This is a genomic window from Streptomyces boncukensis, assembly GCF_011045075.1.
GTDB lineage: Bacteria > Actinomycetota > Actinomycetes > Streptomycetales > Streptomycetaceae > Streptomyces > Streptomyces boncukensis.
The window spans coordinates 1-11755 of the sequence record NZ_JAAKZZ010000218.1 but is presented as its reverse complement, the minus strand read 5'-3'; the positions used below and the strand labels follow the sequence as shown (position 1 = coordinate 11755).

11 protein-coding genes are annotated in these 11755 nt (G+C 72.9%); 7 read left to right on the top strand and 4 right to left on the bottom strand.

The features are described 5' to 3' along the window. Positions 1–1365: M4 family metallopeptidase (locus tag G5C65_RS20370; RefSeq protein WP_206442052.1), on the top strand; the 1365-nt coding region annotated here is incomplete at its 5' end. A gap of 3 nt (positions 1366–1368) precedes the next feature. Here the strand turns inward: G5C65_RS20370 and G5C65_RS20365 are convergent. Beyond that, positions 1369–2184 carry a polysaccharide deacetylase family protein gene (locus G5C65_RS20365; protein ID WP_338146546.1) on the bottom strand — a complete coding sequence of 272 codons (816 nt, stop codon included), beginning with the start codon at positions 2182–2184 and terminating at the stop codon, positions 1369–1371. A gap of 101 nt (positions 2185–2285) precedes the next feature. Between G5C65_RS20365 and G5C65_RS20360 the strand changes: the two genes are divergently transcribed. From G5C65_RS20360 to G5C65_RS20350, 3 genes are all read left to right on the top strand, one after another. Beyond that, complete coding sequence (locus G5C65_RS20360; protein ID WP_165300321.1) at positions 2286–2996, top strand: polysaccharide deacetylase family protein; 711 nt, start codon at positions 2286–2288, stop codon at positions 2994–2996. Positions 2997–3093: 97 nt separating this feature from the next. Beyond that, positions 3094–3282: a hypothetical protein gene (locus G5C65_RS20355; RefSeq protein WP_165300320.1), complete on the top strand. Its 189-nt coding sequence runs from the start codon at positions 3094–3096 to the stop codon at positions 3280–3282. A gap of 235 nt (positions 3283–3517) precedes the next feature. Next, a complete protein-coding gene (locus G5C65_RS20350) occupies positions 3518–4318 on the top strand; it encodes a polysaccharide deacetylase family protein (RefSeq protein ID WP_165300319.1) in 801 nt (266 codons plus the stop codon). Here G5C65_RS20350 and G5C65_RS20345 read toward each other — a convergent pair whose 3' ends face one another. Beyond that, on the bottom strand, positions 4319–4567 hold the full coding sequence (locus tag G5C65_RS20345; protein WP_338146544.1) for a DUF397 domain-containing protein: 249 nt from the start codon (positions 4565–4567) through the stop codon (positions 4319–4321). After that, a complete protein-coding gene (locus G5C65_RS20340) occupies positions 4509–5426 on the bottom strand; it encodes a helix-turn-helix domain-containing protein (protein WP_241265929.1) in 918 nt (305 codons plus the stop codon). Before G5C65_RS20340 ends, G5C65_RS20345 begins: the two co-directional genes overlap by 59 nt. A gap of 134 nt (positions 5427–5560) precedes the next feature. Between G5C65_RS20340 and G5C65_RS20335 the strand changes: the two genes are divergently transcribed. Next, positions 5561–5857, top strand: coding sequence for a hypothetical protein (locus G5C65_RS20335; RefSeq protein ID WP_165300317.1), 297 nt, complete (start codon positions 5561–5563; stop codon positions 5855–5857). A gap of 116 nt (positions 5858–5973) precedes the next feature. Then, positions 5974–7185: a hypothetical protein gene (locus G5C65_RS20330; protein WP_165300316.1), complete on the top strand. Its 1212-nt coding sequence runs from the start codon at positions 5974–5976 to the stop codon at positions 7183–7185. Positions 7186–7188: 3 nt separating this feature from the next. Here the strand turns inward: G5C65_RS20330 and glgP are convergent, their stop codons facing one another. Next, the gene (glgP, locus tag G5C65_RS20325) at positions 7189–9786 is read right to left on the bottom strand and encodes an alpha-glucan family phosphorylase (RefSeq protein WP_165300315.1); all 2598 of its coding nucleotides are present in this window, start codon (positions 9784–9786) and stop codon (positions 7189–7191) included. A gap of 95 nt (positions 9787–9881) precedes the next feature. Between glgP and G5C65_RS20320 the strand changes: the two genes are divergently transcribed. Then, a partial coding sequence (locus G5C65_RS20320; protein ID WP_165300314.1) for a rhamnogalacturonan lyase family protein occupies positions 9882–11755 on the top strand: 1874 nt, incomplete at its 3' end.

Here is an 11755-nt window from a genome sequence, read left to right as displayed (position 1 = left end):
ACCACCGCCCCGGCCGCCCACCGGCCCGCCACCCCGAAGGCCAAGGGCAGCAAGGCGCCCCGCAAGGTCGTCTGGGCCGCCCAGGGCAAGCCCGTCCTCGCCTGGGAGAAGGTCGTCGGCGGCACCCAGAAGGACGGCACGCCCAACGAGCTGCACGTCATCACCGACGCGAAGAGCGGCAAGAAGCTATACGAGTACCAGGGTGTCATGGGCGGCACCGGGCACAGCCAGTACAGCGGCACCGTCGACATCGACACCACCGGCTCCTCGGGCAACTACCGCCTGGAGGACTCCCAGCGCGGCAACCACCGCACCTACGACCTGCGAGGCAGCACCGGCGGCCAGGGCACCCTGATCACCGACGACGATGACGAGTGGGGCAACGGCAGCCCCTCCAACCGCCAGACCGCCGGCGTCGACGCGCACTACGGCGCGGCCGTCACCTGGGACTACTACGAGGACGTGCACAACCGCCGGGGCATCCGCGGCGACGGCGTCGGCGCGACCTCCCGCGTGCACTACGGCAACAACTACGTCAACGCCTTCTGGCAGGACTCCTGCTTCTGCATGACGTACGGCGACGGGCAGGGCAACCAGAAGCCGCTCACCTCGATCGACGTCGCGGCCCACGAGATGACCCACGGCGTCACCTCGGCCACCGCCCGGCTGGTGTACTCCGGCGAGTCCGGCGGCCTGAACGAGGCCACCTCCGACATCTTCGCCGCGGCCGTCGAGTTCCACGCCGACAACCCCGAGGACGTCCCGGACTACGAGGTCGGCGAGAAGATCGACATCCGGGGCAACGGCACCCCGCTGCGCTATATGGACCGGCCCAGCCGGGACGGCAACTCCCTGGACAACTGGCAGCCGGGCGCGGGCAACCGCGACGTGCACTACTCCTCCGGCATCGCCAACCACTTCTTCTACCTGCTGTCCGAGGGCAGCGGCGTGAAGGAGATCAACGGCAAGCGCTACGACAGCCCCACGTACGACAACGAACCGGTGACCGGAATCGGCCGTGACAAGGCCGAGCTGATCTGGTTCAAGGCGCTGGCCGAGAAGATGTCCGCGAACGAGTCCTTCTCCCGCGCCCGGGAGTCCACGCTGTGGGCCGCCGAGCAGCTCTACGGCAAGGACAGCGCCGAGTGGGAGGGCGTCGCGCACGCCTGGGCCGCGGTGAACGTCGGCGACCGCCCCGGCGACCCCGGCGACCCGCCGGACCAGGGCACCTGGGCCTCGGGCACCTCGTACCAGGCCGGTGACGAGGTCACCTACGACGGCGTCACCTACCGGTGCCTCCAGTCGCACACCGCCCTGCCGGGCTGGGAGCCGCCCAACGCCCCCGCGCTCTGGCAGCGGACCTGAGGATCACCGCGCCCCGCGCAGCAGCGAACGGAGGTCGGTGATCTCGTAGCCGCGGGCGCGGACGGCATCGATGATGCGCGGCAGGGCCAGGGCGTCGAGAACGGCGCCCTGGCCCGCTGCCGTCCCCACGTGCATCTGGATGACAGCTCCGGGCCGCAGCGCCGCCACCGCGCGGCGCACGGCCTCGCGCACCGTCATGCCGCCCTCCCTGCCGAGGTAGCCGTTGGTGTCGGTGGTGAACTCGATATCGGCGAACCCGAGCGCGTTGACCTCGGCGATCTGCCGGGGGGTGGTCTCGCCGTACGGGAAGCGGAAGAACGGCAGCGGCTCCGTACCGGCGGCCGTGCGCAGCGCGGTGTCGGCGGCGAGGACCTCCGCCGCGCGCTGCGCCGGCCGCAGCCGTGCGAAGTACGGGTGGCTGTAGGAGTGATTGCCGATGCCGTGCCCGGCCTCGGCGAGGCCCCGGGCCGCCCCGGGGTGGCGTACGGCGAAGTCACCGGTCAGGAAGAAGGTCGCCGGGGCGCCGCGGCGGCGCAGCGTGCCGAGGACCGAGGGGATGCCCTCCGTGTTCCAGGCCGCGTTGAAGGTCAGCGCGACCACCCGCCGCCGGGTGGGCATCGTGCGGTTCTCGGAACCGTAGAGGGCGCGCGGCGGTTCGCCCGCGAAGGGCCGTACGGCGGCGGCACGGTGCGCGGCGGGGGGCGGCTCTGCGGCGGCCGCGCGGGGCGCGGCTCCGAGGACGGCCGCCACGGCTGCCAGGGCCACCGTGACGTTCAGGAGGGAGCGCAGCTTTCGGGGCCGTGCCGGTGACGTGATCACGCCGGGACGGTATCCCCGACGTCCGCCGTGACAACGGGCGTTGGCCACGCGGCACCCGATCGAGTGGTTCCGGGGCGCGGTCCCGGCGCCAGGCTTGAGCCATGAGGCCGAACCACGACCGTGAACATCCGCCCCGCCGCCGTGTGCTGGCCGCGGCCTGCGGCGCGCTGCTGCCACCACTGGCCGCCCCCGGCACCGCGTCCGCGACCGGGCCCCGGCTCGTCCGGCACGTCTCCCCCGGGTCGAAGTCCCTGGCGCTGACCTTCGACGACGGCCCGAGCCCCCGGTTCACCCCCCGGGTTCTCGCGGTGCTCGCCCGCTACCGGGTACCGGCGGCCTTCTTCGTCCTGGGCTCCGAGTCCGCGCTGCACCCGGGCACCCTGCGCATGGTGCGGGACCACGGGCACACGCTGGGCAACCACACCTGGTCCCACCCCAACCTCGACCGTCTCCCCGCGCGCGCGGTGCGCGACGAGATCCGGCGCACCCAGGACGCCGTCACCGCCATCACGGGCCTGACCCCGGCCTTCTTCCGCGCCCCGGGCGGCCACTTCGCCCCGTCCTCACTGGCGGTGTGCGAGGAGCTGGGGCTGACTCCGGTCTCCTGGGCCGTGGACACCCGCGACTGGGCCCGGCCGGGCGTCGACGGCATCGTGCACGCGGTGATGTCCGGCGCCGACACCGCGCCGATCGTCCTGCACCACGACGGGGGAGGCGACCGCAGCCAGACAGTCGAGGCGCTCGACCAGTACCTTCCCCAACTCCTCGGCGCCGGGTACACGTTCACGACCCTCACCCCCTCGTTCGAGTGACCGCCGCATGGCGCCGGTCCGGTACGGGCAGCCACTGCTCGGCGATCTCCGGTGAGATCACCCGAAAGTCATCTCACCCCGACAGAAGGGATGCTCCATGCGCCGTCTGGCGACTACCGCCGTTGCCGCGCTCCTGCTGACCGGAGCCGCGGCCGTACCGGCCCAGGCCGTGGACCACGGTCCGGGCGGCGGTGGGGGCGGTCTGCTGGCGCAGACCGTCGACACCGCGAACAACCAGTTGGAGAACCTGGAGACCATCGTGCACGGCGTCGCCCAGAAGCTGTAGGCGCGCTGTCCGGCGGGCGGCGCTGGGCAGGGGCTGCCCCTTGCGGTGCGTCGCAGAGTGCGGGTGGTCTGCGGCTCGGCGCGCAGTTCCCCGCGCCCCTTCGGGGCGCACCATTCGTGCCCCGTCAGGGGCGCGGGGAACTGCGCGAGCAACCACCGAGCACCCGCACTCTGCGACGAAGCCGCAAGGGGCAGCCCCTGCCCGGCCCCCCTCCACACAGAGGAAGGAAACGAAAGTGCCCCTGCCAGAGCAACCCGACCGGCGCTCACTGCTGCGGCTGGCGGCCCTCGCCGCCGGTGCCACGGCCGCAGCCGGGGGCCTGGCGAGCCGCCAGGCGCTGGCCCTGAACCGGGGGCCCGACGACGCGCCGCCCTTCGCGGGCCGACCGCCCGTCACCGGCACCCTCGCGGGCCAGGACATCACCACGCTGCCCGTCACGGAGCGCAAGGTAGCCCTGACCTTCGACTGCGGCGGCAGCCCGGACGGCGCCGAGGACGTACTGGCCACGCTCGACACGTACGCGGTCCCGGCCACGTTCTTCATGACCGGCCGCTTCGCCCTGGACTACACCGCGACCGCCCGCCGCATCGCCCGCAGGCACCCGCTGGGCAACCACTCCATGACCCACCCCGAGTTCCCCGAACTCACCCCGCACCAGCGGCTGCGCGAAATCCGCGCAGCCGACCGGAGCATCACGGCGGCCACCGGGCGCCGCCCGGAACCGCTGTTCCGCTTCCCCTACGGGGAGCGCACGCGGGAGTGCGTCACCGAGGTGAACGACGAGGGGTTCGTCTGCGTCCGCTGGACCGTGGACACCCTGGGCTGGAAGGGCGCCGCCGAGGGCGTCACCACCCGGACCGTGATCGACCGCGTCCTGGAGGCGCTCACCCCCGGCGCCATCGTCCTCATGCACGTGGGCAGCACCAGCGAGGCCGACCCCTCCACCGTCGACGTCACGGCGCTCCCCCGTCTCATCGAGGCGCTGACCGCCGAGGGGTACGGCTGCACCTCGCTCGACGCCCTCACGCCACGGTGATCAGCCGGCGGAGAGCCGTCCTTCCCGCACGGCTCTCACGAACCCGGCCCAGCCGGGCGCGGAGAAGGCGAGCACGGGCCCCTGCGGGTCCTTGCTGTCACGGACGGGGACGACGCCGGGGATGTTGTCGGCTACCTCGACGCATTCCCCGCCTTCCTGGTTGCTGTAGCTGGACTTGCGCCAGGCCGCGTCAGCGACCTCGACGCAGTCGCCGCCCTCCTTGTTGCTGTAGCTGGACTTGCGCCACACAACGGCGTCGAGCCCGGGACGGGATGCGCGGATCACAGTAACTGTCCTCCAGGACCGATCGGATCATCCGCACCGACTGGCGCGGGGGCAGGGCGAGTGCCCTGAGCCGATCGTATGACACCGCGAACGGCCCGACGTCCTCCCGTTCTTCCACGAGCCAGCCGTGGTCGGCCCCTTCGGTGTACGCCACTTCCTTGCCGTCCGGCAGGGTTAGCAGCGTGCGCGAGCCACCCAGTGCCTGGTGCATCCCGTTGCGGAACGGCAGCACCTGGATCGTCACCCGCGGATGCGCGGCCATGGTCAGCAGATGCTCCAACTGATCGCGCATCACCTTGTCTTCGTCCCCGATCGCGCGCCACAGCACCGACTCGTCAAGGATCGCCCACAGCTCCGGCCCATCCGGCCTATTCAGCCGCTCCTGTCGACTCATGCGTGCATCCACTCGCTCCTCCAGTTGGATGGCGCTCTCCAGCGTGCGCCCCACGCGCAGCACCTCACGCGCGTAGTCCTCCGTCTGGAGCCAGCCGGGCACCAGGTGCGCGGCATAGGTCCGAATCACGGTCGCCTTCTCCGAAAGTTCCATGAAACGCCTGGACCAGTTCGGGAACGTCTCCCGCAGCACATGCGGGAGCAGCTCGATCAGAATGCCGTCACCGTTCAGCACCCCGTCCAGCTTTCGCGTAAGCGGCAGCGTCGGCTTGGCGCCGGTGCCGCGTTCGAGCTGGTTGATCCGCGAGTCCACGACGTACACCAGGTTGCCCAGCGCCTGCTGGGTGAGTCCGGCGGTGAGCCGCAGGCGCCGCAGGCAGGAGCCGTACAGCGCTGCCATGGATGCCGTGGGGTCGATGTCCCGGGTCATATGGACCACTTCCCTCTCTTACCGCACCGGCGGGTAAGTCGGTTACCCCTGGTGACGGTATCGGTACGCGCGGATGCTTTTCAGCACGATGCCCCATTCCCCGGGGGCAGTTGGGCTTACTGGAGGCGGACGTAATGTTCAACGGCCAACCAGATTTCCCCGCGGCCGTCGTCGGCACTCTCGTGCGCGACAGGGCGAGCGGGCGCGTCGGCGTGCTGATGGCGGTGGAGTCGTACGCGGACCCGGTCACGCGCGGGGCTTCCCCGTACACGGTGTATCTCCGGCCCCGGGGCGGGGGCCGGGAGTGGACCACGGACCCGGAGATGGTGACGCCGGTGCAGCAGGGCGGGCCCTGTACGCACCCGGTCGTGGAGCGGCACAGCGACGGGAAGACGTACTGCGCCGTCTGTGGCGCCCAGCTGTATCTGTAGGTCCAGCACCCCTGCCCGAAGGTTCCCCTGTTCTGCCCCCGCGCTCATCCCCCTGTAAGGGGCGCGGGCCGTACACAGGTCGCCAGCTCGTTGACGTCGCGATCGGGGGAAGAGATATGAGCAGACGGCGGGATGCGCACGGCGAGGAGTCGGGAGCCCGTCAGGCGAGGCCGCCGAGGGGGACCCCGGCCGCGCTCGCGCAGCCGGTGGCCCAAAGGGCGCTGGCCTCGGGCGCCCCGCTGACGCCGCAGCAGGTCAGTGCCCTGCAGAGCGCGGCGGGCAACGCCGCGCTGGTACAGCGGCTGGCGCGGGACGGTGCGGGCGCCGCCCCGGGGCCTGCCGGGGTGGTGCAGCGCGTGGAGAGCCCGCCCCGGGGCCGCGGGGGCTACGAGGCCGACGCCTCGTCCTCCGGGTCGGACCACGGCCGGGACTCCGACAGCTCCCGGGAGCGGGAGGAGCTTCACCACCGCATGCAACAGGGGATGGCGGGGCTCGGGGACATCGGCGACCTCGTGCAGGCGACGGAGAGCCTGGAGCCACGGGGCCTACGCCGGATCCGGAATCTGGATCCCGACGCGCAGCCGATGCCCGCCTTCGTTCCGGACAGCGACCGCGCGGCCGCCGCGCCGGGCACGGCGAGCGCCGCGCCGGCCGCTCCGGCCGAGTCGTCCCTTCCCGAACTCCCCGGGAACACTCTCCTGGGACCGCTGCGCAACCTGCTCATGGAAGAACGACGCGTCGGCGGCGCCGGAAAGAAGCTGAAGGTCACGCTCAAGGTGGAGGAGGCGGACCTCCGTCGGGAGCGGCCCGGTCACACCTGGATCGAGGTCAACGGATCGGAGGGGGCGCAGGTCTCCTTCGGCTTCTACCCGCACGGGGACTGGCGAACGCTCACGGGGGTCGACGGCGGCGTCGTGTGCCCCGACCCGCACAGGCGGTTCACCAACCGCGAGTCGGCGAACGTCCCGCTGTCGCAGGTCTTCGACGGATACCAGGTCGCCCATGAGAAGGTCCTGGCCGACTACCACCTCGCCCTGTACAACTGCACGAGCTTCGCGGGCGAGGTGTGGAAGGCCATGACCGGCAGGAACATCCCCACGGACTGGATCGGCACGCTCGTCGCGAACCCCACGAGCACCTCCGAGGCCGTGGCGGGCAGACAGGGAACACGGCGGGACAACAGGCTTCCCGGCATGGAATCCCGCATGGAAGGCCCCATGCGCGGCGTTGTTCCCCTCCCCGGCGACCGGCGCGAGGTGGCAGGGAAGCTGGTCGAGGCGGGGATCTCCCAGAGCAGTTCGTCCGAGTCCACCGAGGAGGTGGACTGACCGCTACCGCATCAGCACCCCGCCCTCCTGGTCGCCGTCCTGGGGCGGGACGGCGACCAGGCCCAGTTCGGCGCCGCTCGTCAGCCGGGGGTGGGCGGGGAGGACCCGGACCGTGTAGCCGAAGGCGCCGGTGCGGTCGAGGACCAGCGGGCCCTCGAAGAGCCAGCGGCCGTCCGGGCCGGGGCCCTCCACGGGGCGCAGCGGGGAGCGGCGGGGCTCGCCCGCGATGCCGTCCGACTCGTCCACGCTGCCGGCCACGGCCTGGACCTCGACGTCCTCGGGCGTCAGGCCGCCGAGTCCGACGCGGGCGCGCAGGGTCAGCGAGGAGCCGACCTCCGGCTCCTCGCCGCTACAGGCGGCGCCCGCCGTCTCGACGTGGTCGACGGCGACGCCGGGCCAGGCGGCGCGTACCCGCGCCTTCCAGGCGGCCAGTTCCCGGGCCGCGTCCGGGACGAGGGCGCGCTGGGCGCGCGCTGCCGGGGCGTAGAGCCGCTCGACGTACTCGCGCAGCATCCGGTCGGCCAGCACCCGGGGGCCGAGGCGGGTGAGGGTCTGGCGGACCATCCCGACCCAGCGGACCGGGACGCCGGAGCCGTCGCGGTCGTAGAAGCAGGGCGCGACCTGGTCCTCGATCAGGTCGTAGAGGGCGGCGGCCTCGATGGTGTCGCGGCGGTCGGTGTCGTCGGCGGCGGCGCCGTCCGCGCTGGGGACGGCCCAGCCGAAGTCGGGCTCGTACCACTCCTCCCACCAGCCGTCCAGGACGGAGAGGTTGAGGCAGCCGTTGAGGGCCGCCTTCATGCCGCTGGTGCCGCAGGCTTCCAGGGGGCGCAGCGGGTTGTTGAGCCAGACGTCGCAGCCCGCGTAGAGCCTGCGGGCCATCTCCATGCCGTAGTCGGGCAGGAAGACGAGGCGGTGGCGGATCCGGGGGTCGTCCGAGAAGCGGACCAGCTCCCGGACAAGGCGCTTGCCGCCGTCGTCGGCCGGGTGTGCCTTGCCCGCGACGACGATCTGCACCGGGCGGGTGGGGTGCAGCAGCAGGTCGAACAGCCGGTCGCGGTCCCGCAGCATCAGGGTGAGCCGCTTGTACGCGGGGACGCGGCGGGCGAAGCCGATGGTCAGCACCGCCGGGTCGAACACCTCATCGACCCAGCCGAGTTCGGCGCCTGCCGCGCCGCGCTGCCGCCAGGAGGCGAACAGCCGGGCGCGCACCTCCTGGACGAGGCGCTCGCGCAGGCCCCGGCGCAGGTCCCACAGCTCGGTGTCCTTCATGCCGCGCACGTCGTCCGGGAGGGACGGGGCCGTCCAGGTGGGCGCGTGGACGCCGTTGGTGACGGAGCCGATGGGGACCTCGGCCGCGTCGAAGCCGGGCCACAGCGGGGCGAACATCTCCCGGCTGACCGCGCCGTGCAGGGTGCTGACGCCGTTGGCGCGCTGCGCCAGCCGCAGGCCCATCACGGCCATGTTGAACAGGTCCGGCTCGCCGCCGGGGTGGCTCTCCGCGCCCAGTCGCAGCACCTCCTCGACGGCGACTCCGGGCAGCTCCCCGTCGTCCCCGAAGTGCCGGGCCACCAGCTCCCGGTCGAAGCGGTCGATCCCGGCGGGGACGGGGGTGTGGGTGGTGAAGACGGTTCCGGCGCGGACCGTCTCCAGCGCGGCGTCGAAGCCGAGGCCGCTTCCGCTGGGCCCGCACAGCTCGCGGACCCGCTCCAGGCCGAGGAAGCCCGCGTGCCCCTCGTTGGTGTGGAACACCTCCGGCTGCGGGTGTGCGCCGATCCGGCAGTACGCGCGCACCGCGCGGACGCCGCCGATGCCGAGCAGCATCTCCTGGAGCAGCCGGTGCTCGCTGCCCCCGCCGTACAGCCGGTCGGTGACGTCGCGCTCGCGGCGGGCGTTGTCCTCCACGTCGGAGTCGAGCAGCAGCAGCGGGACGCGTCCGACGCACGCCCGCCACACGTACGCGCGCAGCAGGCGCCCGGCGGGGAGCCGCAGCTCGATCCGCACCGGCGCCCCGTCGGGCTCGCGGAGCCGGTGCAGCGGCTGCTCGTTCGGGTCGAAGACGGGGTAGTGCTCCTGCTGCCAGCCGTCCGGCCCGAGGGTCTGCCGGAAGTAGCCGTGCCGGTAGAGCAGCCCGACGCCGATCAGCGGGACGCCGAGGTCGCTGGCGGTCTTGAGGTGGTCCCCGGCGAGGATGCCGAGGCCGCCGGAGTACTGCGGCAGCGCTCCGGTGATGCCGAACTCGGGCGAGAAGTACGCCACGGCCGCGGGCAGCAGTCCGGCGTCCGGGCCGCAGTCCGGGCCGGTGTCCGCGCGCTGATACCAGCGGGGCTCGCTCAGATAGTCCCGCAGGTCCCCGGCGGCGACGGTGAGGCGGCGCAGAAAGCCGCGGTCGTCCGCGAGCCGGTCCAGCCGCTCGCGGGGCACGGTGCTCAGCAGCCGCACCGGGTCGCCGCCGCAGGCGCGCCAGCGCTCCGGGTCGACGGCGCGGAACAGCTCGCGCGTCTCGGGGTGCCAGGACCAGCGGAGATTTCCGGCCAGCTCGCTCAGCGGGCGGAGCGGTGCGGGGAGGACGGGGCGGACGGAGAACCGTCGGATGGCCTTCACATACCGACCGTAGCGGGCGGGGGACGCCGGGCAACCTTTCCGCGCACCGTGGCGACGTCCCCGCGACACACCCCCCCACACACCGAGGAGAACCCGTGTTACGTCAGCACCGTGGATCCAGCGGCGCCCGAGGACAGCCCCGGCGCCCGAGACGCGTACGCGCCCTGGCCGCCGCGGCGCTCGCGGGCGTCGTCGTCGCGGGAGGGGTCACCGCGATCGCGGGCGCGGCGGAGCCCGACGCCGCCGCGAGCACCGCCGCGCAGGTGGAGCCGCTCGGCCGGGGCGCCGTCAGCGTGCCCGGCGGCGACGGCAACCTGGTCAGCTGGCGCTGGCTGGGCACCGACCCGGACGACGTGGCCTTCAACGTCTACCGCGACGGAACGCGGCTCAACGACCAGCCGCTCACCGGCGCGACCAGCTATCTGGACGAGGGCGCCGGGCCGGGCGCGGCGTACACCGTCGCGGCGGTGGCGGGCGGCGAGGAGGGGGACCGGGCGACGGCGCGGCCGCTCACCGGGCCCGGCGGCTCGCTGGAGGTGCCGATCAGCAAGCCGCAGGGCGGCAGCGGCTACACGTACCAGGCCAACGACGCCTCCGTCGGCGACCTGGACGGCGACGGCGAGCTGGACCTCGTCCTGAAGTGGCAGCCGACCAACGCCAAGGACAACGCGCAGTCCGGCGTCACCGGCAACACCGTCGTCGACGGCTACACCCTGGGCGGCGACCGGCTCTGGCGTATCGACCTGGGCCGCAACATCCGCTCGGGCGCGCACTACACCCAGTTCCAGGTGTACGACTACAACGGCGACGGCCGGGCCGAGGTCGCCATGAAGACGGCCGACGGCACCCGGGACGGCGCGGGCCAGGTCATCGGGGACGCGAACGCCGACCACCGCAACAGCGGCGGCTACGTGCTGCGGGGCCCGGAGTTCCTCACGGTGTTCGACGGGCGGAACGGCGCCGCCGTGGACACCGTCGACTACGTCCCGGCGCGGGGCAACGTCGGGGACTGGGGCGACGACTACGGCAACCGCGTGGACCGGTTCCTGGCGGGCACCGCCTATCTGGACGGGCAGCGGCCCTCGCTGATCATGTCGCGCGGCATGTACACCCGCTCGGTCGTCGCCGCCTGGGACTTCGACGGCAGCGAGCTCACCCGGCGCTGGGTGTTCGACAGCAACGACCACAGCGGCTACGCCGGCCAGGGCTCGCACAGCCTGTCGATCGCGGACGCCGACCAGGACGGCAGGGACGAGGTCGTCTTCGGCTCGATGGTGGTGGACGACGACGGCTCCGGGCTGTGGACGGCACGCACCGGGCACGGCGACGCGCAGCACATCGGCGACCTCGACCCGCGCCGGGACGGCCTGGAGTACTTCAAGGTGTCCGAGTCCTCCGGCCAGCCCGGGTCGCTCTACCTCGACCCGGGGAACGGGCAGCGGCTCTGGGAGACGGCCCCGGGCGGCGACAACGGGCGCGGCGTGGCCGCCGACATCTGGGCCGGCAACCCGGGCCCGGAGATGTGGTCGGCGCGCGACGGCTCGATGCGGAACGCCGACGGCGACCCGGTCGGCGCCAAGCCCTCCAGCATCAACTTCCTGTCCTGGTGGGACGGCGACCCCGTGCGCGAACTGCTGGACGACACGCACATCGACAAGTACGGCCAGGGGCGGCTGCTGACCACCCAGGGCACCCGCTCCAACAACGGCACCAAGGCCACCCCCTCGCTCTCCGGGGACATCCTCGGCGACTGGCGCGAGGAGCTGGTCCTGCCCACCGCCGACGACTCCGCGCTGCGGATCTACTCCACGCCGCACCCCACGGACCGGCGGATCACCACCCTGCTGCACGACCCGATGTACCGCACGGGCCTGGCCTGGCAGAACACCGCCTACAACCAGCCCCCGCACACCGGGTTCTTCATCGGCGACGGCATGGGGACCCCGCCCCGCCCGAACGTGACCGCCGC

Bases quoted from the DNA above. Each gene is read 5' to 3' on its own strand.
- G5C65_RS20360 (WP_165300321.1), top strand. From the start codon at position 2,286: ATGAGGCCGAACCACGACCGTGAACATCCGCCCCGCCGCCGTGTGCTG.
- G5C65_RS20355 (WP_165300320.1), top strand. From the start codon at position 3,094: ATGCGCCGTCTGGCGACTACCGCCGTTGCCGCGCTCCTGCTGACCGGA.
- G5C65_RS20340 (WP_241265929.1), bottom strand. From the start codon at position 5,426: ATGACCCGGGACATCGACCCCACGGCATCCATGGCAGCGCTGTACGGC.
- G5C65_RS20335 (WP_165300317.1), top strand. From the start codon at position 5,561: ATGTTCAACGGCCAACCAGATTTCCCCGCGGCCGTCGTCGGCACTCTC.
- G5C65_RS20330 (WP_165300316.1), top strand. From the start codon at position 5,974: ATGAGCAGACGGCGGGATGCGCACGGCGAGGAGTCGGGAGCCCGTCAG.